Annotated in this window: 17 protein-coding genes, 2 tRNA genes and 2 rRNA genes; 14 read left to right on the top strand and 7 right to left on the bottom strand. The window is 52.0% G+C overall.

Annotated elements, in window-relative coordinates; translation table 11 throughout:
* Positions 1 to 38 precede the first annotated feature (38 nt).
* From ABFZ84_RS09020 to ABFZ84_RS09030, 3 genes are all read left to right on the top strand, one after another.
* Positions 39 to 2,835: ribosomal RNA gene (locus ABFZ84_RS09020) — 23S ribosomal RNA — on the top strand.
* 153 nt (positions 2,836 to 2,988) lie between these two features.
* Positions 2,989 to 3,103: ribosomal RNA gene (gene rrf / locus ABFZ84_RS09025) — 5S ribosomal RNA — on the top strand.
* 186 nt (positions 3,104 to 3,289) lie between these two features.
* Positions 3,290 to 4,006 (top strand): class I SAM-dependent methyltransferase, encoded by a 717-nt coding sequence (locus ABFZ84_RS09030; protein WP_369313670.1) that lies wholly within the window; start codon positions 3,290 to 3,292, stop codon positions 4,004 to 4,006.
* A gap of 99 nt (positions 4,007 to 4,105) precedes the next feature.
* Here the strand turns inward: ABFZ84_RS09030 and ABFZ84_RS09035 are convergent.
* A tRNA-Arg gene (locus tag ABFZ84_RS09035) sits at positions 4,106 to 4,182 on the bottom strand.
* 169 nt (positions 4,183 to 4,351) lie between these two features.
* Between ABFZ84_RS09035 and ABFZ84_RS09040 the strand changes: the two genes are divergently transcribed.
* Genes ABFZ84_RS09040 through ABFZ84_RS09050 form a run of 3 tightly spaced genes read left to right on the top strand, consistent with a single transcriptional unit; the run spans position 4,352 to position 12,074 of the window.
* The gene (locus ABFZ84_RS09040; RefSeq protein ID WP_369313671.1) at positions 4,352 to 9,298 is read left to right on the top strand and encodes an alpha-2-macroglobulin family protein; all 4,947 of its coding nucleotides are present in this window, start codon (positions 4,352 to 4,354) and stop codon (positions 9,296 to 9,298) included.
* Positions 9,295 to 11,349: a penicillin-binding protein 1C gene (pbpC, locus tag ABFZ84_RS09045; RefSeq protein WP_369313672.1), complete on the top strand. Its 2,055-nt coding sequence runs from the start codon at positions 9,295 to 9,297 to the stop codon at positions 11,347 to 11,349. Before ABFZ84_RS09040 ends, pbpC begins: the two co-directional genes overlap by 4 nt.
* On the top strand, positions 11,346 to 12,074 hold the full coding sequence (locus ABFZ84_RS09050; protein WP_369313674.1) for a thermonuclease family protein: 729 nt from the start codon (positions 11,346 to 11,348) through the stop codon (positions 12,072 to 12,074). The genes pbpC and ABFZ84_RS09050 overlap by 4 nt, the downstream gene beginning before the upstream one ends.
* Before the next feature lie 5 nt (positions 12,075 to 12,079).
* Here ABFZ84_RS09050 and ABFZ84_RS09055 read toward each other — a convergent pair whose 3' ends face one another.
* The 5 genes from ABFZ84_RS09055 to ABFZ84_RS09075 all read right to left on the bottom strand — a co-directional run bounded on the left by ABFZ84_RS09055 (position 12,080) and on the right by ABFZ84_RS09075 (position 17,778).
* The gene (locus tag ABFZ84_RS09055) at positions 12,080 to 13,177 is read right to left on the bottom strand and encodes a CarD family transcriptional regulator (protein ID WP_369313675.1); all 1,098 of its coding nucleotides are present in this window, start codon (positions 13,175 to 13,177) and stop codon (positions 12,080 to 12,082) included.
* 302 nt (positions 13,178 to 13,479) lie between these two features.
* Positions 13,480 to 13,818, bottom strand: coding sequence for a ferredoxin FdxA (gene fdxA, locus ABFZ84_RS09060; protein ID WP_369313676.1), 339 nt, complete (start codon positions 13,816 to 13,818; stop codon positions 13,480 to 13,482).
* 85 nt (positions 13,819 to 13,903) lie between these two features.
* On the bottom strand, positions 13,904 to 14,353 hold the full coding sequence (locus ABFZ84_RS09065; RefSeq protein ID WP_369313677.1) for a tellurite resistance TerB family protein: 450 nt from the start codon (positions 14,351 to 14,353) through the stop codon (positions 13,904 to 13,906).
* 15 nt (positions 14,354 to 14,368) lie between these two features.
* A complete protein-coding gene (locus ABFZ84_RS09070; RefSeq protein WP_369313678.1) occupies positions 14,369 to 14,776 on the bottom strand; it encodes an RNA-binding S4 domain-containing protein in 408 nt (135 codons plus the stop codon).
* Complete coding sequence (locus ABFZ84_RS09075) at positions 14,776 to 17,778, bottom strand: helicase-related protein (RefSeq protein WP_369313679.1); 3,003 nt, start codon at positions 17,776 to 17,778, stop codon at positions 14,776 to 14,778. The genes ABFZ84_RS09070 and ABFZ84_RS09075 overlap by 1 nt, the downstream gene beginning before the upstream one ends.
* 227 nt (positions 17,779 to 18,005) lie before the next feature.
* On the opposite strand from ABFZ84_RS09075, the gene rpmB reads away from it, so the two are divergent.
* Complete coding sequence (rpmB, locus tag ABFZ84_RS09080; protein WP_369313680.1) at positions 18,006 to 18,284, top strand: 50S ribosomal protein L28; 279 nt, start codon at positions 18,006 to 18,008, stop codon at positions 18,282 to 18,284.
* A 48-nt stretch (positions 18,285 to 18,332) separates the two neighbouring features.
* A complete protein-coding gene (locus ABFZ84_RS09085) occupies positions 18,333 to 19,031 on the top strand; it encodes a hypothetical protein (protein ID WP_369313681.1) in 699 nt (232 codons plus the stop codon).
* Between the two features lie 14 nt (positions 19,032 to 19,045).
* Here ABFZ84_RS09085 and hemB read toward each other — a convergent pair whose 3' ends face one another.
* A complete protein-coding gene (gene hemB / locus ABFZ84_RS09090; RefSeq protein ID WP_369313682.1) occupies positions 19,046 to 20,047 on the bottom strand; it encodes a porphobilinogen synthase in 1,002 nt (333 codons plus the stop codon).
* Positions 20,048 to 20,193: 146 nt separating this feature from the next.
* Between hemB and ABFZ84_RS09095 the strand changes: the two genes are divergently transcribed.
* The 6 genes from ABFZ84_RS09095 to ABFZ84_RS09120 all read left to right on the top strand — a co-directional run bounded on the left by ABFZ84_RS09095 (position 20,194) and on the right by ABFZ84_RS09120 (position 25,280).
* Entirely contained in the window at positions 20,194 to 20,721 is a 528-nt protein-coding gene (locus ABFZ84_RS09095) for a MarR family winged helix-turn-helix transcriptional regulator (protein WP_369313683.1), read from the top strand.
* Positions 20,722 to 20,921: 200 nt separating this feature from the next.
* Positions 20,922 to 22,136, top strand: a complete 1,215-nt coding sequence (gene hemA, locus ABFZ84_RS09100) for a 5-aminolevulinate synthase (protein ID WP_369313685.1) — start codon at positions 20,922 to 20,924, stop codon at positions 22,134 to 22,136.
* A gap of 85 nt (positions 22,137 to 22,221) precedes the next feature.
* A complete protein-coding gene (gene mnmA, locus ABFZ84_RS09105) occupies positions 22,222 to 23,397 on the top strand; it encodes a tRNA 2-thiouridine(34) synthase MnmA (protein WP_369313687.1) in 1,176 nt (391 codons plus the stop codon).
* A 157-nt stretch (positions 23,398 to 23,554) separates the two neighbouring features.
* The gene (locus tag ABFZ84_RS09110; protein WP_369313688.1) at positions 23,555 to 23,923 is read left to right on the top strand and encodes a YkgJ family cysteine cluster protein; all 369 of its coding nucleotides are present in this window, start codon (positions 23,555 to 23,557) and stop codon (positions 23,921 to 23,923) included.
* Positions 23,924 to 23,929: 6 nt separating this feature from the next.
* Complete coding sequence (locus tag ABFZ84_RS09115; RefSeq protein WP_369313689.1) at positions 23,930 to 25,039, top strand: NAD(P)/FAD-dependent oxidoreductase; 1,110 nt, start codon at positions 23,930 to 23,932, stop codon at positions 25,037 to 25,039.
* 164 nt (positions 25,040 to 25,203) lie between these two features.
* Positions 25,204 to 25,280: transfer RNA gene (locus ABFZ84_RS09120), tRNA-Met, on the top strand.
* Positions 25,281 to 25,327 lie beyond the last annotated feature (47 nt).

Here is a 25,327-nt window from a genome sequence, read left to right on the forward strand (position 1 = left end):
TTATGGCGGATCGTTCGACGCGCATGAGTTTTGCTGACAATCAAGTGTCTAAAGGGCGTTCAGGGGATGCCTTGGCAGATACAGGCGATGAAGGACGTGCCATGCAACGAAATGCCTCGGGGAGCTGCAAGGAAGCTTTGATCCGGGGGTGTCCGAATGGGGAAACCCACCTCTAAGCCTGAATTAACAAGTTCGCAGTCAAATGCGAATTTGGATTTCAGGCTTTATTACGAGGTATTTTAAGGCTGAATATATAGGCTTTAAAAAGCGAACCCGGGGAACTGAAACATCTCAGTACCCGGAGGAAAGGAAATCAATCGAGACTCCCAAAGTAGTGGCGAGCGAAATGGGACCAGGCGATCAGTGTGTACGAACGGGAACATTCTGGAAAGGATGGCCATAGCGGGTGACAGCCCCGTACCGGCAGGAAGCACTGACATATTAAGTAGGGCGGAACACGTGAAATTCTGTCTGAAGATGGGGGGAACACCCTCCAAGCCTAAGTACTCGTATCTGACCGATAGTGAACTAGTACCGTGAGGGAAAGGTGAAAAGCACCCCGACAAGGGGAGTGAAACAGACCTGAAACTGAACGCTTACAAGCAGTCGGAGGGCCTTTATGGCCTGACGGCGTACCTTTTGTATAATGGGTCAGCGACTTAGTCTCTCTAGCAAGCTTAAGCCGATAGGTGTATGCGCAGCGAAAGCGAGTCTGAATAGGGCGATTTAGTTAGAGGGATTAGACCCGAAACCCGGTGATCTAGATATGAGCAGGATGAAGGTAAGGTAACACTTACTGGAGGTCCGAACCCGTACTTGTTGAAAAAAGTTGGGATGACTTGTGTCTAGGGGTGAAAGGCCAATCAAACCGGGAGATAGCTGGTTCTCCGCGAAATCTATTTAGGTAGAGCGTCGAGTGAATACCTTCGGGGGTAGAGCACTGGATGGGCTATGGGGGCTTACCGCCTTACTGATCCTAACCAAACTCCGAATACCGAAGAGTACTACTCGGCAGACACACCACGGGTGCTAAGGTCCGTGGTGGAAAGGGAAACAGCCCTGACCGACAGCTAAGGTCCCAAAGTCATAGTTAAGTGGGAAAGGATGTAGGAATCCCAAAACAACCAGGATGTTGGCTTAGAAGCAGCCATCATTTAAAGAAAGCGTAACAGCTCACTGGTCTAAATAAGGGTTCCCGCGCCGAAAATGTAACGGGGCTTAAACTATGCACCGAAGCTTCGGGCTTGCGTAAGCAAGCGGTAGCGGAGCGTTCTCTATGCGGATGAAGCCGTACTCGTGAGAGGCGGTGGACGTATGAGAAGTGAGAATGCTGACACGAGTAGCGATAAAGAGTGTGAGAGACACTCTCGCCGAAAGTCCAAGGGTTCCTGCGCAATGCTAATCAGCGCAGGGTTAGCCGGCCCCTAAGGCAAGGCCGAAAGGCGTAGTCGATGGGAAACAGGTGAATATTCCTGTGCCAGAAGATGTGTGACGGATTGAGTAAGTTGTTCAACCTTATTGGATTGGTTGGGCCGCGAATCAGTCCCTGGAAATAGCCTCTTCAATAGACCGTACCCTAAACCGACACAGGTGGACTGGTAGAGCATACCAAGGCGCTTGAGAGAACTGCATTGAAGGAACTCTGCAAATTACTCCCGTAAGTTCGCGAGAAGGGAGCCCATCTTGGAGGCAACTCTGGGGTGGGGGCACAAACCAGGTGGTATCGACTGTTTACTAAAAACACAGGGCTCTGCGAAGTCGTAAGACGACGTATAGGGTCTGACGCCTGCCCGGTGCCGGAAGGTTAAGAGGAGGGGTGAGAGCTCCGAATTGAAGCCCCGGTAAACGGCGGCCGTAACTATAACGGTCCTAAGGTAGCGAAATTCCTTGTCGGGTAAGTTCCGACCTGCACGAATGGCGTAACGAATTCCACACTGTCTCCAATGCAGACTCAGCGAAACTGAATTCTCCGTGAAGATGCGGAGTTCCCGCGGTTAGACGGAAAGACCCCGTGCACCTTTACTACAACTTTGCAGTGGTATTAGCGTCAACATGTGTAGAATAGGCGGGAGGCTTTGAAGTGATTGCGCCAGCAGTCATGGAGCCACAATGTGAAATACCGCCCTTGTTGTCGCTGATATCTAACCGCGGTCCATGAACCTGGATCCGGGACCCTGCATGGTGGGTAGTTTGACTGGGGCGGTCGCCTCCTAAATGGTAACGGAGGCGCGCGATAGGTGGGCTCAGACCGGTCGGAAATCGGTCGTCGAGTGCAATGGCATAAGCCCGCTAGACTGCGAGACTGACAAGTCGAGCAGAGACGAAAGTCGGCCATAGTGATCCGGTGGTTCCTCGTGTGAGGGCCATCGCTCAACGGATAAAAGGTACGCCGGGGATAACAGGCTGATGATGCCCAAGAGTCCATATCGACGGCATTGTTTGGCACCTCGATGTCGGCTCATCGCATCCTGGGGCTGGAGCAGGTCCCAAGGGTTTGGCTGTTCGCCAATTAAAGCGGTACGTGAGCTGGGTTTAGAACGTCGTGAGACAGTTCGGTCCCTATCTGCCGTGGGTGTAGGAATATTGAGAGGAGCTGTCCTTAGTACGAGAGGACCGGGATGGACATACCTCTGGTGGACCAGTCGTCATGCCAATGGCGCAGCTGGGTAGCTATGTATTGAACAGATAACCGCTGAAGGCATCTAAGCGGGAAGCTGGCCTCAAAACAAATATTCCCTTGAGAACCGTGGAAGACCACCACGTTGATAGGCCGGGTGTGGAAGCACAGTAATGTGTGGAGCTTACCGGTACTAATTGTTCGATTGTCTTGATTGTCCTCATGCTATTATTTTCGAATGATAGGCATGAAGCTTTAACTCATGCGTGGCGAACGATCCGTATAAGGATTGTTCTCGCAAATAGTCGTTTTGAATTGATTGGGTATAATAATCCCAATCTGCACTCTCGCATTTAAATCATTTTTGCCGGCCCGGTGGTTATAGCGGGGAGCCTCCACCCGATCCCATCTCGAACTCGGTCGTTAAAGTCCCCAGCGCTGATGGTACTACGTCTCAAGGCGTGGGAGAGTAAGTCGTCGCCGGGCCTGCTGAAATGATTTGCCCTTTATATCACATACAGAATCAAAACCGCGTATAGGCTTGTCCTTGCGCGGTTTTTTTGTGTCTGAATGTTGAGTTGCTCATAGTATGCGAATGGCGTATCGGACGGTACGCATTGAGTTGCGTGCCGTTTGAATTTTTTCTTTATCAAAGTCCAATTGAGAGAAGTTATGGGGAACAGTTTGGTCTTGGCAAAAGTTATCATTGCGATTGGAAGCGCGTTGATGTTTGTCAGTGGGTGTAATCAATCAGCTATCAACCCTGAAGATCAGGACTCTGCTATTCTCGATGAGTCCAACGCAGACGGAAATGTGGATGTTTGGTTAGAGCAGCTTGAAGTTGGAAGCCGTGAATTGTTTAGTGCGCGCGAAGCGGTTGTCGCTGCCCTTAACCTAAAGACGGGGGATGTCGTTGCGGATATTGGAAGCGGAACCGGTCTCTATTCTTTGATGTTTGCCGAAGAAGTGGGGCCGTCGGGCCGGGTTTATGCCGAGGATATTGAGCCGCTCTTCCTTGATCTCGTTAATCAGAGGGCTGATGATGCCGGGGTTGATAATATAACTGCGGTGCTTGGGCGGGAAAATAATATCTCGTTACCGATGGGCGTTGCGGATGTCGTGTTTATTGCTGATACCTATCATTATTTTCGTGATCGCCAAGCCGTAATGAAATCGGTCTATAATTCGCTTCGGCCCGGCGGGGCGCTCGTCATTGTGGATTATGACTTGGAGGAAGGTGAATCGCGTGCGGCCGATAAGGCGCATGTTCGGTTTGGAAAAGCCGGTGTGGTGTCGGAAATTGAATATATTGGTTTTGAGTTTGTCAAAGACGTCAAAGTCCGTGGACTTGATGAAAACTATTTTGTCTTGTTCCAAAAGCCGGAATAGTAAGCGCATTGATCGACAACATGCTAATTGCCGGTTTGTAATCCGACATAATTGCGAATCATTGTGACGGAAAAAACAATCCAGAAAAACTAAAGGTGCTGGTGTCCCCGACAGGATTCGAACCTGTGGCCCCCAGATTAGGAATCTGGTGCTCTATCCTACTGAGCTACGGGGACACCGCGCAGGGACTTTAACGGTTTTCGCGGCGCACCAACACTCTGAATGCTTGTTCGTCATCATTTTTCTCGAAAACGTCGCAGAATTGTTTTCCTTCGGCTGGTTAAACGCCATAATTGCCCGGTATGCTTTTTTTGCATCACGATAATAGGGTGGAGAGAATTCGATATGGCGCGAAAAAACGGAGCTTTAATAGCGGCAGGTATTTTAGCGGCATTTGCTGTGGGTTTATTGTTAGGTCGCTTCGTTTCGCCGAATAGGCCGGGGGAGGACCCAAATAGCCAACAAGTCGTAACGACTGATCCTAGGAGCCAGGCACAACGCCGGCCATTTCAAGAGCGCCGGTCGGATGATGCCGAACGGCCAGAAACAGAATTGGTAGAGGGTTTCGCATATCGGCGATTGCGCCTCGATACAGCGACCGAAACACCCCAAGCCTGCTTACAATTCACCCAACAGCTAAACGACACCGGCGATGTCAACTATGCTGATTTCGTCCGTGTAAAGCCGGATGCAGGAACGGCAATCACGGTAGATGGACAGTCACTCTGCATCACTGGCTTGGAATTTGATAAAGATTACCGCGTAACGCTGCGTAAGGGCTTGCCAAACAACAAAGGTGACAGATTAGAACGTGCCGATGAGGTGGTCGTGGCCTTTGGAGACAAGCCGGCATATGTCGGTTTTGCTGGCGACGGGGTCATTCTTCCGCGCCTCGAAGCCGATGGCGTTGGTATTGAAACGGTCAATGTAGAGAAAGTCGAAATTGCGGTTTACCGCGTCTCGGACCGGTCGTTAGCGCGCAAAAACATTGTTGCTGGCGAGGCAACTGGCGCAGACCGTTACTCTTACGTATGGGATCGCGAAGACGGTAAAGATGTAGGCGTCGAGGTTTGGAAGGGTGAAATAGAAACGCCCGGTGATACCAACGAATCTACAACAACGGTTTTTGCGCTTGGTGCTGCGTTGGGGGATTTGCGTCCCGGGGCGTATTTTCTGAATATCAAAGATGTTTCTCCTGGTGCCGATGAACATAGAACCGCCGACGCTTGGCGATGGATCGTCTTCACCGATATGGCGCTTACGACTTATTCTAGCGCGGACGGCATGGATGTTTTTGTACGTTCGATTTCATCTGCACGTGCGATGGACGGGGTCGAGCTTTCATTGATTGCATCCAACAATGAAATTTTGGCCAAAGCTGTCACCAATTCCGATGGCCGTGCTCGATTTGGTGGTGCCGCCGTCAATGGAGATCATCCGCTAACACCGCGAATGCTTATGGCCTATGGACCGCAAGATGATTTTGCGGCACTTGACCTTCAACGGGCACCCCTTGATCTTTCTGATCGTGATGTTGGAGGGCGCTCAGCGCCGCCGAAAATCGATGCCTTTGTTTATCTCGACCGCGGTATATACCGTCCCGGTGAAACTGTTCATATTACAGGCTTATTGCGAAATGACGCTGGCCGAGCGATCGACGATCGTCCGTTAACCGTGACGATAAATCGGCCAAACGGGACCGAGGCTGAGAAACAACGGATTGAAGCACTTGCAGTCGGCGGGTTTAGTTTTGATTTTGATGTTCCATCTTCTGCGCCAAGAGGTGTTTGGCGCATCAGTGTCACTGCCGACGGTCTGAAAAATTCGGTTGGTTCAGAGAGTTTTTCCGTTGAGGATTTTGTACCCCAACGACTTGAAGTCAAAATTGAAGGCGATGAGAAATCGCCAATCCGCCCCGGTGATGTTCGTGAATTAAATGTCTCAAGCCGTTACCTATATGGCGCGCCCGCGAGTGCCCTCGCGGTTGAGGCAGAAGCGCGTTTGCGTCTCGATCCAAATCCGTTTCCCGATTTCTCGAAATATCGGTTCGGGCCGGTTAATGGACGTTTTGACGAGCGTTTTTTGACGTTACCAAACACAACAACCGACGCTGACGGTAAGGCAACGGTGGCGATTAATGTTGATACGGCACCGAAAAATTACGGCGCGCCGCTTCGGGCTGATCTTGTGGTCGGGGTCGTCGAACCGGGTGGCCGCGTTGTGCGCGAAAGTGCGCGAATTCCTGTGCGACCGGATGACAATTACATTGGGCTGAAGCTTGCCAATGATGAGCAAAGCTTTGGGCAAGGTGAGGAAGTTGCGGTCAATGCGGTTCTTTTAGATTGGAACGGGCAACCGGTTGAAGGCGATTTAGAATGGCGCCTTGTCGAAGAAGATTATTGGTTCGACTGGTATCGTGAAAATGGTAAATGGCGCTGGCGTCGTTCATTCCGTGATGTCCTTATTGCGGAAGGGCGCGGAAAATCGACACCAGAACAAATCGCAAAACTGATTAATCAACGGATCGATCCTGGTACGTATCGTCTAACCGTTTCTCAGGCGGGTGCGAAAACCAAAAGCGACATTCGATTTTATGTTGGGTGGCGGTCATATGCGTCAGGTGCGGAAACACCGGATCAAGCATCAATGACCTTGCAAACTGATAAAGTGGTACCAGGCGCACGTGCGCGGCTTTACCTCAACCCGCCTTATGCAGGCGAAGCGATCATCGCCATTGCTACAGACAAGGTCCACCTTGTTCAGCGTATGAAGGTCGAAGAAAGTGGCCGCGAGATCATCATTGATACCGACCCGAGTTGGGGTGCTGGTTTCTATGTGATGGCAACGGTGGTTACGCCGCGTGATCCGGGCACATTGCCGGTGCCACGCCGTGCGATGGCCGTAAGTTATGTTCCGTTTGATATGTCTGCGCGGAAGCTAGCCGTAACTCTCGATGAGCCCGAGGTATTTCGCCCACGCCAACAGCTCGACCTGCCTGTGTCGATTGATGGGGCCGCACCGGGATCGAATGTGATGCTCACGCTTTCTGCTGTGGATGAGGGCATATTACGTCTCACGAAATTCTCGTCACCTGACCCGGTTGATTATTTCTATGGGAAAAAACGCCTTGGGGTTGATATTCGCGACGATTACGGACGAATTCTGGATGCCAATTTAGGTGCTGCGGCACGCTTTGGGGGTGACCAATTAGGTGGTGAGGGGCTGACTGTTGTACCAACGAAATCCGTTGCGCTGTTCTCTGGCGTTGTGACCGTTGACCAAGGCGGAAAAGTAACGGTGCCGATTGAAGTACCGGACTTTAACGGAGAGCTGCGACTAATGGCCGTTGCTTGGTCGAAGAACAAGTTGGGATCGGCATCGGAGCCATTGACGGTGCGAGATGCGGTACCGGCAGAGTTGGCGTTACCGCGATTTCTAGCGCCGGGGGACAATGCCTCGGCAACGCTATTGATCGATAATGTTGATGGAGATGCTGGTGACTATAACGTATCGCTCACGGGCGAAGGACCAGTTGAACTTTCGACAAATGAAAAATTCACCTTAGCAAAAGGCGAAAAACAGACGAAGGTATTCTCGTTTACCACAGGTGAGGTCGGGATCGGTGCCGTGAATCTGGATGTCGAGGGTCCGGGCGGTTTCAAAGTTTCGCGGTCCTATGCTATTCAGTCGAGAACACCCTATTTCCCAGTGACCGATGTACGTACTGCGGCGCTTGAGCCGGGAGAGCGTTTTGAGATCGACAAATCCATTATTGATCAGTTCGTACCCGGATCGGCTGAGGTTGCAGTTTCATTCTCTCGTCTACGTGGAGTGGAGCCGGGACCATTGCTCGATGCCTTATATCGATACCCATATGGTTGTACGGAACAACTAACCAGTTCCGCCATGCCGCTATTGTTTGTTGATGTCCTTGGCGGTGAAGTCGGGCGCGGGCCGGAACGGGCCGTTAGGCCGCGCGTTCAAGACGCAATCAATAAGCTATTAAATCGGCAAAGCCCGGATGGCGCATTTGGGTTATGGCGTGTGAATGATCGTTGGGCTTCACCTTGGCTCGGGGCTTATGTCACTGATTTCCTCTATCGCGCAAAAAACGAAGGGTATGCCGTCCCCGCGGAAGCGTTGGACAGAGCCTATGATTCATTGGCGAGTATCGCTCGGGTCGATCGTTGGTATTTAGCTAGTTACCAAACAGAAATCGCGAAGTTTTCTAATAATAACGACACGCGTGATTTTCTACGGCGCCGGTCTGCCGCCTATTCACTTTATGTTTTAGCGCGTGCGGGAAGGGCCGATTTGTCCGACCTTCGTTATTTTCACGATACACTATTAGCCGAGACGCCAAGCCCATTGGCCCGTGCCCATATCGGAGCCGCACTCGCAATGATGGGTGACCGTGCTAGAGCGAATAGCGCCTTTACCAAAGCGGTTGAGGCAGTCGGTTGGCAGAATCGCGGCGATTATTATCAGACTAATCTGCGTGATGTTGCGGGCTTGCTCGCGCTCGCGGTTGAGGCAGGTCAGACAGACAAAACCGAAGCCATTGCTGAACAGTTTGTTGGTTTGATGAAAGAACCGAATGCAATGCATACGCAAGAAAAAGCGTTCACGTTGTTAGCGGCACAAGCCTTGTTGCGGGAAGGGGGGCCGGTTCTGTTGTCTTTAGACGGTGAGAGCTTGACTGATTTACCGCCAGCACCGTCATTTACACCGACTGTTGCGTCACTGGACGAGGGTGTGACCTATAGAAACGATGGCGACGGACAGATATTCCGTTCCCTAACGGTTTCAGGTTCGCCAATCACAGCACCGGCGGCGGCCTATCAAGGCTTTACGATCACAAAGCGTGTTGCAACGCGCGATGGCCGCCCGGCCGATTTGAATTCGGTCCAACAAAATGATCGTCTTGTGGTTGTCCTAAGTGGCACAGCTAATGACCAACGCCTGCATCCCGCGGTGATTGCGGATCTATTGCCGGCCGGGTTTGAAATAGAAACGATATTGAACCCAAGTGATGCAGGCGGTCGCGAGAACAATGGCCCATATAAGTGGATTGGAGAGCTGACTTATCCTCGTATCGCCGAAGCGCGTGATGACCGTTTTGTCGCCGCCGTCGATGTTCGCGGGAAACAAAAGTTCACTGTTGCTTACGTTGTTCGCGCCATTACGCCGGGTAAATTTGTTATGCCCGGTGTCGTGATTGAAGATATGTACCGGCCTGGCGTGTATGCCCGCACACCGGTGGCACAGGTGGCTATAGCTGGAGCGGAATGAAACTAAAGCCAGAGATTGTGAGAACGCGCTGGTTCCGAATTGTTTATTCGGTACTGGCGCTTTTTTGCGTTATCGCTGCATTGGATATTTTGTTTCCACCACCATTGAAACGCGCAGAGAACTTGTCGCCACTCGTTCTCGACGAAAATGGTGAATGGTTGCATGCGTTTGCTGCGGATGATGGACGATGGCGTTTTAAAGCTGACTTGAGTCAGATTGATCCGGTATTCATTGAACGACTTTTGTTGATTGAAGATAAGAGGTTTTACACTCATATCGGCGTCGACTTCCAAGCCGTTCTACGGGCGGCCACATCATCAGCCAAAGCTGGGCGGGTTGTTTCCGGCGCGTCTACTATCACGATGCAAACCGCGCGTTTGCTCGAACCGCGTTCACGAAACATTGGGTCAAAAGCAATTGAAATGATCCGGGCACTGCAAATTGAACGGCGTTTATCAAAGGACGAAATTCTTGAATTATACCTTACGCATGCGCCGTATGGCGGAAACATAGAGGGTGTGAGGGCCGCAAGCCGATTCTATTTTGACAAAGATCCGACACGACTGACCAATGCAGAGCAGGCGCTTTTAATTGCGTTGCCGCAAGCCCCGGAGGCGCGTCGGCCGGACCGACGGGCGGAAGCGGCGAAGAATGCAAGAGCGGTAATTCTTGATAAGCTCGTTGTCGCGGGCGGCCTTAGTCAAGCGCTTAGCGACGAGGGAAAGGACGCTACCTTACCCACCAAGCGTCATGCGCTACCGCGATACGCTTATCATGCAGCATATCGACTTTCATCGGCTCAAAAACCGGGCGTTGTTCAATCAACGCTCAATGCCCGCTTACAAAAGCGCGCCGAAAAAATGCTAGCGACCTATGTCGAGCAATTTGATGATGATGCGACGGCTTCGTTGATCCTTGTGGACAATAAAAACAGAACTGTTCGTGCGTTGGTTGGCTCGTCGGGCTTGGATGCGAAAGGCGGATGGATTGACCTGACAGCCGCCACTCGGTCGCCCGGCTCTGCGCTAAAGCCATTTATCTATGGGTTGGCATTTGAAAACGGGTTAGCGTCGGCTGACACCGTGATCGAAGATATGCCGCGCGCGTTTGGTGACTATTCACCGGAAAATTTTGACCATAGTTTTCGAGGCGAGGTGCATGTCCGCGAAGCGTTACAACACTCGTTGAATGTCCCTGCGGTTCGCACATTAGACCGAATTGGGGCGGGGCGGTTTGCGGCATTATTACGAGCATCGGGTATTTCACTGAGAACACCGGAAAGCGCGGATAAATCAACGGGATTGGCATTGGCCCTCGGTGGAGCGGGGCTGACGGCGCAAGACCTGGCGATGCTTTATGCTGGGTTGGGGACAGACGGGACCGTCTTGCCGTTACGTTGGATCAAGGGTACTGGCGATACCAAGGGACATAAGCCGTATCGCCTGTTTTCTGAGCAGACGGCCGAAAAAATCAGTACTATTCTCGCCGACGCTCCTGCATTAGAGGGGCGTGCACCTGCGGCTTTGTCGCGGAAAGCGCTGCGGGTCGCTTTTAAGACGGGTACGTCATATGGCTATCGTGACGCGTGGGCTGCGGGGCATGGCGGTGGTTATACAGTGGTTGTGTGGGTCGGGCGAGCCGATGGTGCTCCACGTCCCGGTGCAACCGGGCGGAATACTGCCGCACCGTTGCTGTTCGATGTATTTGACATGATCGAGGCGGAGGGCGTTCGAAAAGGAATTGAAGAAACTGAAAACAGGCCATTAGTCATGTCTCAGTTTGACCGGCCTGCTAGCATCTCTCCGCCACAAATTATTTTTCCGCGCAGTGGTGTAGAGGTCTTTTTAGGAAGTGCTGATAGAGGCTTTGCATTGGCTGCCCGCGGTGGCGGTGGTGATTATCGCTGGTACGTGAACGGTGATCTCGTTGAGATCGATGGGTCGAATGGGCGGCATGTATGGCACCCAAGCGTACCAGGGTTTTATGATGTTACTGTCGTCGATAAGGTTGGAAACAAAGCGCAATCTAAGGTTCGTGTGATTTCGGGATGAAACGGCGTAGGTTTATAGCTGGTGCTGTTGCTCTTTCAGTGACCAGAACCCATGCGAATGAAAAAGCAGCCCTGTCTGGTAGCCGTTTTACTATTGGGGGCGATGAGTTTCTCCTCGCTGATGTTGCCGCGCCGCCGTTATATCATTTAAGAAATCAACAACCTGCATATTTTGAAAATGCTCGAAAGGACCTTTCTCGATTGCTGCGTGAACGGATTGAGATTTCGGAAATGTTGCCGCGCAATCGATGGGGTGTTCAGCAGGTAAAAGTGACCACGGGCGCAACAACTTTCCAAGAAAAACTTGTCTCACGCGGTTCTTGCCGCGTTTTGCCGCAAAGTGATGACCATGAATTTATCCGCGTGCTCTTGGCGCTAGAAGCACAGGCTCGGACGGCAAAACGGGGGCTTTGGGCATTTCCCGAATACAAACTGATTAGTGCTGATAACGCCTACCCGGCGATTGGCGATTATGCTCTTGTTGAAGGTACGCCGCAACGTGCGGCTAAATATGGTAGCCGGTTCTTTTTGAATTTTGATGAGGATTTTAGAAGCGACTTTACGGCGACAGCCACCAGCGCACGGCAAAGAAAATGGGCAAAAGCTGGTATCGACCTCACAGAATATGAAGGTCGAAAAATTAGAGTTCGAGGCTGGGTAGAGGCAATTAACGGCCCGTCAATCGATCTGCAGCATCCGCTGCAGATCGAAGTACTTGATGGATAGGATTGTTATGCAGCGGTAGCCGCCGCGGCGGCAGCGGCGGCAGTTTTCTTCTTGAGAACGCCTTCGATTTCTTCAATTGCTTTTCCCAAATCAACTTTACGTACCGCAGCGACTTCGCGTGCCATGCGATCTAGGGCTGCTTCAAATAACTGACGCTCCGAATAGCTTTGTTCTGGCTGGTCGTCGCCGCGATAGAGATCCCGAACGACCTCAGCAACAAGCTTCATATCACCAGAGTTGATTTTGGCGTCATATTCCTGTGCACGGCGGCTCCACATTGTACGTTTAATGCGTGCACGGCCTTTGAGGAGTACGATTGAATCTTTGACAGTTTTTTCTTCGGAAAGCGGACGCATCCCCGCGGCTTTCGCTTTGCCGGTTGGGACGCGTAGTTTCATTTTTTCTTGGTCAAAATCGATGACAAAAAGCTCAATAGCGATGCCCGCTACCTGTTGTTTTTCGAGGCTCATGATCCGTCCAACCCCGTGAGCAGGGTAGACGATCTTATCGTTGACCTTGAAGTCTTGTTTGGCGGTCTGCGATGCAGAAGCATTTTCAGATGCACCGGCATCCGCCTGCGGTGCATCTTTGGGCGGGATTGCTGTCGGCACGGGAATAGATGCGGCCAACTGAGTTTTCCGTGGAGCCTGACCAACATTGACCGGACGTGGACGCGCCGGTGCGGCTTTCTTGGCTTTAGTTTTTGTAGTTTTGGTCGTCGCGGTTTTTTTAGCGGTGGTCTTTTTCACGGTTGCTTTTTTTGCTGCTGTCTTCTTGGCGACGGGTTTTGCCGCTGCTTTTTTTGTTGCGGGTTTGGCGGCGGTCTTTTTGGTCGCCGTTTTTTTGGCGGGGGCTGCTGCTTTTGTTGCCGTCTTCTTGGCCGTAACTTTTTTTGCGGCAGTTTTTTTCGTCGCCGTTGATTTTACGGCCGCTTTTACTGTGGCTTTCGGTGCGGCTTTGCTAACAGCCTTCTTCTTAGCTGGTTTCGCCGGCGCTGTTTTTGCGGCTGATTTTTTCACTGTCGTTTTCTTTGTGGCGGCTTTCTTTGCCGTCGTTTTTTTCTTAACAGCTTTTTTCGCTGTGCTCTTTGTTTTTGTCGCCATGACTAACCTTGTGCTCGATTGGCCGGCTTGGGCCGGCGTCTGTGATTTCAGGGTCGCATTGCAGCTGTTGCCGAAAATACATCTCGGCGATCCGTCAGCTTGTCATACCGTAGTGCAACAGATGTCCGTTCGGGCAACAACGAATGGCCGAATAGACGTGCAATTACAATACGATGACAAGCTTTCCGAATGTTTCAGCTTAGCGGTAAAAGCCGCAATGCTACCCATAATTCAGCTAGGATATTAGCACAAAATTTCAACAGATGCTATGGGGACATTAGAAACGGATACGAAACCGCTAGTTATGATCCCTGGCCGGGTTTTTCACTGAAATATTTTTCTAGTTTCCCTTCTTCCTCGGCCTTTGCATCGGCCTCCGGAAGGGCATCTATTTTCTCGGTGATATTTGGCCATGCGTTCGCATACTTCGTGTTCATCTCCACCCATTTATCAGCGCCCGGCTCCGTGTCGGGAATGATCGCTTCGGCTGGGCATTCAGGCTCGCACACGCCGCAATCGATGCACTCATCAGGGTGGATGACGAGCATATTCTCGCCCTCATAGAAGCAGTCCACAGGACAGACTTCGACACAATCGGTATATTTGCACATGATGCAGGCTTCAGTGACCACATAAGTCATAGTGCGGGCGCTCCTTAATTCGCACGATTTTGCCTTTCTTACCTGCTATAGCGTCAGACGCAAGCGGTCGGAATGGCGCGGTGGCTCATTTTTGCGCGAGACGCGCGGCGACGCGGGCCCGAGCTGAGCCACTATCTTGATCATCAACGTAAATAAGACCGCAGATCTTGCGGATCAGCGTGTCTTCATACGAATCACGCACCCCATCAGAAAGAACGATTTCCCATAGTTCTTCAACGAAGGTGATTTTATCTTCTTGCGGCATGGATTTTGTTATTTTCGTGAAGCGTTGAATGTCCGTGGCGTTATCTTGTGCGGCTTCAGCTTTTGCACGTATTGCTGCGGCTTCCGCATCGCTCAGACTGAATTTTGTCTTCAGTGCCTGATCGATAATGTTCGCTTCATCGCTTCCATAGTTTTGATCTATGCGCGCAGCCTCGACCAAAAGTGCGGCGAATGCCACGCTTAAGCCATCCTCTGCGTTGATCTCAGGCATTTCTGTCGCGGTCATTTTTTTGAAGAGTTTATCGAACATCAGGCATCCTTTAATTTATTCGCCGGTCTTCAATGCGGAGATTGCACGGCGTTCTTTCTTTGTTGGTCGTCCCGCGCCCTTTTCGCGCTCAAAGGGGCGAGGAGAAGTTCCAGTCTTTATGACTGGCGGAGAATTATCTTCATATAATTGCCGCGCCTCACTGGCAGGTCCTCGGCGGCTTCCGCAATTCAGTACAGTAATGATGCGTGGGTGATCATTACGTGTAAAGACGATCACATCTCCTGAGCGAACCGGTGTAGCGGGTTTGTCGGCTCTTTGGACTGCGTCACCACGAGTTAGGCGAACATTTCCATCGCTTACGAATTTCGCGGCCAATGTGCGCGTTTTAAAGAAACGCGCAAACCATAACCAGCGATCCAAACGCTGAGTTGCGGTATCGGTTTCGGTCGAGCTCGCGCTCATTAGGCTTTCTCGGACTCTTTCGATTTTGTTTTCTTGTCCGAATCCGAGAGTTCAGCTTTTAACCCGGCAAGGACTGCAAATGGCGAATTCGGATCAGCCTTTTTCTCGCGCGGTGGGCGGTTGTTGCCACCTTTGCCCTGTTGCGGACGACCACCTGTGTTGCGATTGCCGCTTTTGGGCCCACGCCCCTTATTCCTATTTTGGTTCGGGCCACGCCCCCGAGTGTCGTTCTGATCGCCTTTAGCATTGCTGTCAGCTTTCCGCCGCCCAGCAGATTTCGGCGTTGGTTTTGGCCGTCTCATTGCGGGACGCCAAAGGGTCAGCTCGACTTCTTCCTCAATATTGGCCGCATCTGTAATGGCTGTATCGATTTTAGCAGGCATTTCCCGTTCAACGGATGCCGCCATAGCCGGATCTGCGGCGACTTCTTGCTCCGCTGCCGGGCTCGGGGTTTCGGTTGTTTCAATTTTAGCTGTGGGCGTTTCGGCCGCCGCTTCAGGTGTCGTGGGTGTATTCGTATCGGTTTGAGGTTCCGCAGGGGCCGGTGATATGGGGTCCGCCACAATTTTGCGTTTTACCACATTTTTTCGGAAACCGAGTGATCGTAAAATAGCTTCGAAATCTTCACCTGAACATCCCACCAATGACATCATCTGCGCAGTGGTTTCAAAACCTTCACGGGTTGTGCTTTCATTTCGCGCTGTGCGGATCAATCCTGCTAAGCGCTCGAGCATGTCTATACGAACAGCGCGTGTGCCTGATGGACGGTATCCCCCAGCATAATAATATGCATGCGGAAGACTCTCGTTTAACTCAATCGAAACGCGGCCCGCTGCGGGTGGAGGCACGTCGCCTGGACGACGGTCTGACCACAATGCCCATAGCATCGTTAACAACGCTGCCGGTGCTGGTTTTAGCAATGCCGGCATATAAAGCGTAAACTCACCGAAGCGCATGCCGAGCTTGCGAAGTTTTGCGCGTTCTTCTTGGTCAATTTGCTTGAGATCGTCACCAATTTGGGTCCGAGAGGTCGCGCCAAAATTTTCAACGAGCCGGTAGGCAACACCCTTAGTAAGACCTTTAAGCCCGTTATTACCTTCGTTATTCGCGGCGACCTGGAGCGATACTAACGGTCCAAGCAGCCCTTCAATTTTGTTGGACACAAATGCTTTCAGTCGGTCTTCGACACGACCTCGCAAATTTGGAGTGATGTCGGCAATGCCAGTAACAACAATTTCAGGGCGGAGTGGCGCGGGGCCTTTTTGAATCCGCGCAACCGGACCTGATCGCCAAGAGATCGTGCCGTCATCGTCGAGGCGTAGCTCTTTGCTATCGGCATTGGCGATCGCTGCTGCGCGCGCAGCCAATACTGGTGTGAGTGCTTTTTCACCTGCAGCACGCAGTGATTTTGCCTCCGCGCCACTGGCGCGCGGGTCTACAATAAATTCGAACCCTAAAAGGCGGCCGATGAATTGGCCTTCCACAATAACTTCTCCGTCTTCGGTAACACCCGCTAATAGGGGCGCATTATCTTTCAGGCGCTTTAACAATGTCGAAGTGCGCCGGTCGACAAATCGTTGCGTCAGTTTTTCATGCAGCGCATCCGAGAGATTGTCTTCTATCGTGCGCGCACGCTCTTGCCAATAAGGCGCGCGATCAATCCATCCCCCGCGATGGGAGAGGTATGTCCATGTTCGCACATGCGCTAATCGGGCTGATAGCGCATCTATATCTCCGTCGGTTCGGTCGAGCCGCATGATGCGTGGTTCAAGCCAATCACTAGAGATGCGGCCGTCATTCATTAAAATCGTGTATATTTCCGCCAGCATACGCGCATGTTGGTCACCGCCCACCTTGCGAAAATCCGGGATCTGACAAATGTCCCAAAGGGTTGCGAGCGCAGCACCACCTTTGGCCATATCGCGAATTTCAGCGCGTGCGCATAATCGATGTAAAGCATCTTCGTCGTCTTCGCGCCGCGAGCGAATAAAAAAGTCACGCGGTGGCGGCTGATCGAGTGAGCGGATAAGAGCTGGCAGGGACCCAAAATCTATCTTTTCCGCCCGCCACATCAACTTGGCGACTGGTTCAAATTCGTGAGCTTCGATTGAGTGCACTAATTCATCTTCAAGCGGTGGGCAGTCACCGGTGACACCAAAGGTGCCGTCGCGGATGTGTCGGCCAGCGCGCCCTGCGATCTGAGCAATTTCTGTGGGAAATAAGTTTCGCGGTTTATGACCGTCGAATTTGCGCGTTGCCGAAAACGCTACATGGTCGATGTCCATGTTTAGGCCCATGCCGATAGCGTCGGTCGCAATAAGGAAATCTACTTCGCCTGATTGATATAGCTCCGCCTGAGCATTGCGGGTTCGCGGCGAAAGTGCGCCAAGGACAACTGCTGCGCCGCCACGTTGGCGGCGGATAAGCTCTGCGAGCGAATAAACTGTATCCGATGAGAAACCGATAATGGCAGAGCGTCTAGGGAGACGCGTGGCTTTTTTTGGCCCTGTGTAAGCCAGATTGGAGAAGCGTTCGCGCGAGATAAATTGAATGTTGCCAAACATCCGCTGAAGAAGCGGACGCATGGTATGTGAGCCAAGCAATAGCGTTTCCGATAGTCCGCGCGCGTGTAAAAGCCGAGATGTAAATATTCGGCCACGCTCTGGGTCAGCGGCAAGTTGGATTTCATCAATCGCCATGAATTCGACTGATCGCTCCAAGGGCATAGCCTCGACGGTGGCAACCCAATAGCGCGGGTTTGGCGGAATGATTTTTTCCTCGCCGGTGACTAGGGCGACTTCGCGCGGATTTTTGATCTTGAGGATTCGATCATAAATTTCGCGCGCTAATAGCCGTAGTGGCAGGCCGATCATGCCTGACTTATGGGCCAGCATTCGCTCTAGGGCATAATGGGTCTTGCCCGTGTTTGTGGGCCCCAAAACGGCGCAAATGCGACCGCCACCGGTGGGCGTGAACTGTTCAAAAGGAGTGGGGGAAGACACTGCGTTACAAATCTTTGGGTGCTAGGGGCGTGTACTTTTGTGATTTATATAATGGGCGTTGATGACAAGTCTCGATCTTGGGGCTTTATCTGGGGCAAAAGTTGGCCAAAATGCTTGACGGGCCTTCTTCGCTCGGTTACAAGGACGCGGCTTGTTTTAAAGGTTTCACTAGAGGGCTGTTCCCGCCAGATTAAGGCGTTAGGCCCCAAAAATACAAGGCTAGATCCATGGCGCGGCGGTGTGAATTGACAGGTATTGGTCCCCGGAGTGGTAACAATGTCTCCCACGCGAAAAACCGGACGAAACGTCGTTTCTTACCGAATCTATGCAGAGTAACGCTGCGTTCTGACAAGCTCGACGAAGGCTTTAAGTTCCGCATTGCGGCTTCTGCACTACGGACCGTTGACCACATGGGCGGGCTCGACGTTTTCCTTACCAAGGCAAAAGACGAGCAATTGTCAGCAACGGCCTTGAAAGTTAAGCGCAAACTGGCGAAAGCTTCCTAACGAGGTCGCGCAACCAGCTTTTGCGTCCGGCCAAAACGGTAGGGCATAATGGAAGCGGTTGTCGAAAAGCATCAATCCCGTGAAACTGCGATGCAACGCATGGCGCGCCACTCCGGCGCGCTTTTTGCTGCTTTGGTGCAGCTTGCTGCGCTAGCCGCCATTATGCTTCCCGTTTTGCTGGCTTCGATGCTGACCGTTGATATTCCCGTTTACGTTTTTGACCGTTTTGTTGGTGATGCAATTGCTTCGCGACCATCAAATTGGTTGTCACAGGGCAGCTTTATCATGGCATTTGTGCCGCTGATCGTGATTCTCTTTGCGCGGCGGTATGGTGGTGATGAAGCCTCACGCGCGGTCACTGCCGCTTGGGGATTGGCTGCGGTGGCCGTATTTGCCGAACTTTCCTATTTGGCACCGGTCCTTGAATCGAGTGATTTCCCGAGTGTCCGTTATACGGTTTCGTTCACCGCGAGTGCTATGGCGGCGCAATATGTTGCGGCTAGCGTTTATGATATTGCGCGGGGCGGTGGTTTTTGGTGGCGTGCGCCGCTTTACGGTGCGCTTGCTGGCTATGCAATCTATGGGGTGATCTATTTCCCGGCGGTTTACTGGGGAACGGGCGCACCGTGGTTTAATTGGATGGTTGGTGGATTTGCCATCAACACGGTCTTGGCATTTGCATTTCTAGGTGTTTACCGCGTGTTGCGAACGCCATTGCGTCCACGCGGCGGATTCGGTGGACGCTGAGGTTTTGCGAAACGTTATTTATGAATGGCTCGCGCTGCATCCGCAGCGAAATAGGTGATAATGCCGTCCGCGCCGGCGCGTTTGAACGCTAAAAGTGATTCGAGCATCGCGCGCTCACCATCAATCCAGCCATTTTGGGCAGCTGCCTTTATCATCGCGTATTCTCCGGATACCTGAAAGGCGAAAGTCGGTGCGCCGAACTCGTCTTTGACCCGCCGAACGATATCAAGATATGGCAAACCCGGTTTTACCATTACGCTATCGGCCCCCTCGGCAAGGTCAAGCGCCACTTCGCGCATGGCTTCGTCGGAATTCGCCGGATTCATCTGATAGGTACGTTTGTCGCCCTGAAGTACGCCAGCAGAGCCAATGGCTTCGCGATAGGGCCCGTAGAATGCTGATGCGTATTTCGCCGCATAGGCCATGATCTGAACGTGTGAGAAGCCAGCGGTATCAAGCCCGCTGCGAATGGCGGCGACGCGGCCATCCATCATGTCTGATGGGGCAATAACATCGAACCCAGCTTGGGCTTGAACGACAGATTGTTTGATGAGGATTTCAACAGTTTCGTCATTGAGAATTTCACCGTCGCGCATTAGTCCGTCATGGCCGTGATCGGTGTAGGGGTCGAGCGCGACATCGGCCATAAGCCCGACCTCGGGTACTTCTTTCTTTATGATGCGCGCAGCACGGCACATAAGGTTATCTGGGTTTGTTGCTTCTTCGCCATGTTCGGTACGGCCATCAGCATCTGTGTACGGAAATAGTGCCAAAGCGGGAATTCCAAGCTCACGCGCTTGAATTGCGGCCTTTACTGCCTCATCAGGGGACAGGCGGTGAACACCCGGCATCGCGGCAATAGGCTCGCGAACATTTTTTCCGTCTTTTAATATTACCGCCCAAATTAAATCATTGGCCGACAAATTGTTCTCTTCATAAAGCCGTCGGGACCAATCGGTCTGGCGGGGACGCCGTAAACGTAGGGCTGGGAAGCGGGCGAGGGGTTTCTTGTTCATGTTCTGTTATGAATTTCCGGTTTGCTAACCACAGCTATTACTGCCCTCATTAGAATTTGATTTCAAATTGAACAGTCGAGCTTAACGGCGCTTTTAGACCTCGTATGTATAAGATGCCTTCAAGTTTGGTTGAGTGAGATAAAAAGATGGCAGTAAATGGGGCTATAAGAGAAGTAATCGGTGAAAGTGTTAACGCGGTCAGTCAAGACCCGGAAGCGCTTGAAACTGGATATCTTCAACTTTTGCATTTGGTGGAGCGGCTTCATCGTCAGCTTCTTGATGTTATTAAAGATGAATTGGAACGCCTAGGGCAAACGGATATCAATTCCGTTCAGGCCTTGTTGTTATACAACATTGGCGACGCCGAGCTAACACCGGGTGAGCTACGTTCTCGTGGGCACTATCTTGGCTCAAACGTATCCTACAACCTCAAGCAACTGGTTGAAAAAGGGTACATTCGGGACGAGCGCTCTAATACTGATCGCCGGTCAAAACGCGTTTCCCTAACTGAAATCGGCCTTGAAGTACGCGACGCAATTACTGGCCTGTTTCAGCGCCAGTTATCGTCTGTTGAACATGTTGGCGGTGTGAACAATCAACTGATCGAAGACACAAACAAAACCCTTCAACGCTTAGAGCGTTTCTGGGCTGATCAGGTTCGCTACCGCTTATAATTTTCGTTTCTGATAATCATTCTCAACGAAGATCAATCTTATTGCCAACGCGCCTCTTCCGGGGGGCGCGTTTCCTTTTGTTCCGTGCGTCGTTCGGTCCGTCTATTTGATAGCGCTTTGCACTAGTCATTGGTGCCCTGAGTTGATTATGTGTAACCTGATTTGAGGAAAAGCGTGGGCGCAAGGCCCCGGCGAGTGTGATGGTCGATTACAACGAAGCATTTCGAGCAGCCGTAGAAGCTGTGCGAGCAGAGGGGCGCTATCGGGTTTTCGCTGATATTGAGCGGATCCGTGGCAAGTTTCCAACCGCATTATATCATGGCGGCGCGACACCTCGTGAGATTACGGTTTGGTGCTCGAATGATTATCTCGGTATGGGGCAGCATCCGGCTGTAGTCGGCGCGATGCAAGAGGCGGCTGATCGGGTTGGCGCTGGTGCAGGCGGAACGCGCAACATTGCCGGGACAACGCATTACCATGTTCGCCTAGAGCGTGCGCTGGCTGATCTTCACGGTAAAGAAGCTGCGCTTCTATTTACATCCGGCTACGTATCAAACGAAGCTACGCTTTCTACAATTTCACGAATTTTGCCCGACTGCGTGATCCTTTCTGATGAATTGAATCATGCCTCTATGATCGAGGGTATTCGTGCTGGTCGTTCTATTAAACGAATTTGGCGTCATAATGATATGGCGCATCTCGAAGAGATGCTCGCGGAATTGCCAATCGAACGGCCGAAAGTGATCGCGTTTGAATCGGTCTATTCGATGGATGGTGATATTGCGCCACTTAAAGAAATTTGTGACCTCGCGGAACGTTACAACGCATTTACCTATCTCGACGAAGTCCATGCGGTGGGCCTTTATGGCAAGCGCGGTGGTGGTGTTGCGGAGCGGGAAAACCTTTCGCATAGGATTGACATCATCGAAGGTACGCTTGGTAAAGCCTTTGGTGTGATGGGCGGTTACATTACCGCAAACGCATCTATAATTGATGCGGTTCGTTCGTATGCGTCCGGATTTATTTTCACAACGGCGCTGTCACCAGTTTTGGTGGCAGGTGCATTGGCGAGTGTTGAGACTTTGAAAGAGTCCAATCACTTGCGTGAACAGCATCAGGAGCGTGCGGCGCATCTTAAAGCGTTGTTAGCCGAGGCTGGTTTGCCAGTTATGGAATCGGTTAGCCATATTGTGCCAATAAAAGTAGGCGATCCCGTTCAATGTAAGCGGGTGACGGACTACCTATTGGACGAACACGGCATTTATGTGCAGCCGATCAATTATCCGACCGTGCCGAAAGGGACTGAACGCCTGCGTTTGACCCCGACTCCGCTTCATGGCGACGACCTTATGGGCCGGCTAATCGAAGCGCTTGATGACGCTTGGAATGTCTTGAAATTACGGCGCGCTGCGTAATGTGACTGGCCTTAGGGCCCCGTTAGCGCATTGGCAGGTGATAAGGGACTGGTGCTTGGCCTTTCCAATCCCTATGTTCCGGAAAATGACCACGATTACTGACATATCCACTATCGACGCACCGCGCATAGATCTCGGGGTGCCCGCTGGCTCGCGCGTGATCGTCGCGATGTCGGGCGGTGTGGATTCGTCAGTGACCGCCGCTCTTTGCAAGCTTTCTGGTTATGATGTGGTGGGCGTGACGTTGCAGCTCTATGATCATGGGGTCGCGATCCAGAAAAAAGGTGCTTGCTGCGCGGGGCAGGATATCCATGATGCGCGGCGTGTGGCCGAAGCAATGGGATTTCCGCATTATGTGCTGGATTACGAAAATCGCTTTGGCGAAGCCGTCATGGAAGACTTCGCTGATACCTATTTAGCAGGCGCTACACCAATCCCTTGTGTACGGTGTAATGAGCGTGTGAAGTTCAAAGACCTTTTGGAAACAGCACGTGACCTCGGCGGTGTAGCGATGGCGACCGGGCATTACATTCGCCGCGTCGAAGGCCCGAATGGCGCGGAGATGCGTCGCGCTGTCGATGCGTCCAAAGATCAAAGCTATTTCCTGTTTTCGACCACCAAAGAGCAGCTTGATTTTCTCAGATTTCCTTTGGGCGAGATGCCGAAGGCAGAGGTCCGTAGAATTGCCTCTGAATTAGGCCTGGTCGTCGCTGATAAGCCGGATAGCCAAGACATTTGTTTCGTCCCCGAAGGCAAATATGCCTCGGTTGTTGAACGTATTCGTCCGGGCGCGGTTGAACCCGGCGAGATTATCCATGTGGACGGAACGGTAATGGCGCGTCATCAGGGTGTAATTCACTACACGGTTGGTCAGCGCCGCGGGCTTGGTGTCGCGACTGGTGACCCGCTTTATGTGGTTCGGTTGGACGCGGCGAAGCGCCAAGTCATTGTTGGGCCGCGAGAGGCGCTGATGATTTCACGTGTGCACCTCAAGGAAGTCACTTGGCTCGGCGACGGCGAGGGTGAGGCAACAGCGCGTGCTGGTGCTAATGTGGCGGTGAAAGTGCGATCAACGCGACCGCCGGCACCAGCAAAGCTTATCTGGGATGCGGAAAGCCCCACAGGGTGGGCCGTGGATCTAGTGGCCGCAGAAGAAGGTGTCGCACCGGGGCAGGCATGTGTCTTTTATTCGCCGGATGCCGCTAATGACCGTGTGCTCGGCGGGGGGTGGATCGCAGGAACGACAGCCGCAGCGCACTGATCAAGGTTGTTAATTGGACCATAAACCGAAACTCTGTTGTGTTTATTGGAAAGGTTGGCAACCAATTAGCGACGGTGAATTGACTATGATGATCTTGCAACGCACACCGGTTTCGTTCACTACCGAGGCGAGCTTTAGTTGATGCGCGGGAATATCCATGGCCAAGAACCTGTATGATTGTTTGAAATGTTCAGCCTATTGCTGTTCCTATACCCATATTCCGACCACAAAGACGGATATCAAGCGGTTGGCAAAACACTTCGAAGTAACGCCTGAGCAGGCGGAAAAGAAGTTCACGAAAAAGGGTGATAAAACTAACCCGCGTGTTATTCGCCATACCGAAGACGAGCATTTTGTGACGTCGTGCATGTTCCTCGACAAAGACACGCGCAACTGCACAATCTATGATGCGCGGCCTAAAATTTGCCGAGAATTTCCTACGCAAAAACGCTGCGGCTATTATGAATTCTTGAAATGGGAGCGCGAGGTTCAGGACGATCCATCATGGGTAGCGACGACCGACTAAATTCCGATGTCTGAGCAAGTCGATGTCATCGTCATCGGTGCCGGAGTAATTGGACTGGCTACCGCACGGGCGCTAGCGCGTGCAGGTCGCGATGTCATTGTCGTTGAGAAAAACGAGGCATTTGGCGAAGAGACATCTTCACGAAATTCGGAAGTTATCCATGCAGGTATTCAATACAAACCTGACGGAGTCCGTGCGCAGTTGGCGGTAAAAGGGCGAGATGCACTCTACGCGTTCTGTAAAAGCCACCACGTAAATCACCGACGCTGCGGAAAGTTGCTCGTTGCGATCGGTGACACAGAAGTGGCTGGGCTTGAGCCTTTGAAGAAAAAAGCTGAAAGCAATGGCGTTGATGATCTTGAGATCATTGATGGCGCTACTGCGCGCCGATTAGAGCCGGGATTGTATTGTGATGCCGCCATTCGGTCGCCATCATCAGGTATAATCGACAGTCACGGACTAATGCTCGCGCTTCTCGGTGAAATAGAAGACGCAGGCGGGGTCTTGGCGTTGTCGTCGCCGGTGGTGTCTGGTCGTGTGCTGAGTAATGGAATTGAGCTGACGGTAGGGCGCGATGACCGAATGACGTTAAAGGCCAGCTTGGTTGTTAATTGTGGTGGCCTTTGGTCCGATCAGGTGGCGCGGTCAATCATCGGTATTCCAGATGAATCAATACCCACGTTGAAATACGGCAAGGGACAGTATTTTACCTATTCCGGCGCGGCACCATTCTCGCGGTTGATTTACCCGTTGCCTTCGCCCGATAGCCAGGGGGTACATTATACCTGCGATCTCGGTGGGCAGGGAAAACTAGGCCCTGACATTACTTTTGTAGACTCTAATACGAATTACGATGTCGATGCGAGCCGCCGCGCGGCATTCGCGGCGTCAGCACGCCGATTCTGGCCAGACATAGACGAGAACAAATTGGTGCCGGGTTATGCCGGTATCAGACCCAAGCTAAAGGGACCGGGCGAGGAGGGGGATTTCATGTTCTCTGATCCGTCCCATCACGGCGTTCCGAATTATCTTGGGCTATACGGCATCGAATCACCGGGCCTTACCACCTGTCTGGCAGTGGCTGAGCGTGCGTTGTCGATCATCAAGAAAATGTAAACACCAGCAAACGTTGCTGCCCCAGTTGTGGCGTTGCGATTAAGTCAAAAATTCCTTCAGATTAAGCGCCTTCGCGGCCATTTCGGCCCTTGCGGGCGCGCACAGGTGACGCTATAGACCACGGCTCCCGGCGCGATGCGAAGGTTCGTGCTGGCCCTAATTGGGGCGGGGTAGCTCAGTTGGTGAGAGCGCAGGATTCATAACCCTGAGGTCGGTAGTTCAAATCTACCTCCCGCTACCATTTATTTAATTCACGCAGGATTGTTTCCGGAATTAGGGAAGGTTTCC

Source organism: Hyphococcus lacteus (assembly GCF_041058985.1).
GTDB lineage: Bacteria > Pseudomonadota > Alphaproteobacteria > Caulobacterales > Parvularculaceae > Hyphococcus > Hyphococcus lacteus.

Coding starts and splice junctions, on each gene's coding strand:
- ABFZ84_RS09030 (WP_369313670.1), top strand. CDS start 3,290: ATGGGGAACAGTTTGGTCTTGGCAAAAGTTATCATTGCGATTGGAAGC.
- ABFZ84_RS09040 (WP_369313671.1), top strand. CDS start 4,352: ATGGCGCGAAAAAACGGAGCTTTAATAGCGGCAGGTATTTTAGCGGCA.
- pbpC (WP_369313672.1), top strand. CDS start 9,295: ATGAAACTAAAGCCAGAGATTGTGAGAACGCGCTGGTTCCGAATTGTT.
- ABFZ84_RS09050 (WP_369313674.1), top strand. CDS start 11,346: ATGAAACGGCGTAGGTTTATAGCTGGTGCTGTTGCTCTTTCAGTGACC.
- ABFZ84_RS09055 (WP_369313675.1), bottom strand. CDS start 13,177: ATGGCGACAAAAACAAAGAGCACAGCGAAAAAAGCTGTTAAGAAAAAA.
- fdxA (WP_369313676.1), bottom strand. CDS start 13,818: ATGACTTATGTGGTCACTGAAGCCTGCATCATGTGCAAATATACCGAT.
- ABFZ84_RS09065 (WP_369313677.1), bottom strand. CDS start 14,353: ATGTTCGATAAACTCTTCAAAAAAATGACCGCGACAGAAATGCCTGAG.
- ABFZ84_RS09070 (WP_369313678.1), bottom strand. CDS start 14,776: ATGAGCGCGAGCTCGACCGAAACCGATACCGCAACTCAGCGTTTGGAT.
- rpmB (WP_369313680.1), top strand. CDS start 18,006: ATGGCGCGGCGGTGTGAATTGACAGGTATTGGTCCCCGGAGTGGTAAC.
- ABFZ84_RS09085 (WP_369313681.1), top strand. CDS start 18,333: ATGGAAGCGGTTGTCGAAAAGCATCAATCCCGTGAAACTGCGATGCAA.
- hemB (WP_369313682.1), bottom strand. CDS start 20,047: ATGAACAAGAAACCCCTCGCCCGCTTCCCAGCCCTACGTTTACGGCGT.
- ABFZ84_RS09095 (WP_369313683.1), top strand. CDS start 20,194: ATGGCAGTAAATGGGGCTATAAGAGAAGTAATCGGTGAAAGTGTTAAC.
- hemA (WP_369313685.1), top strand. CDS start 20,922: ATGGTCGATTACAACGAAGCATTTCGAGCAGCCGTAGAAGCTGTGCGA.
- mnmA (WP_369313687.1), top strand. CDS start 22,222: ATGACCACGATTACTGACATATCCACTATCGACGCACCGCGCATAGAT.
- ABFZ84_RS09110 (WP_369313688.1), top strand. CDS start 23,555: ATGGCCAAGAACCTGTATGATTGTTTGAAATGTTCAGCCTATTGCTGT.
- ABFZ84_RS09115 (WP_369313689.1), top strand. CDS start 23,930: ATGTCTGAGCAAGTCGATGTCATCGTCATCGGTGCCGGAGTAATTGGA.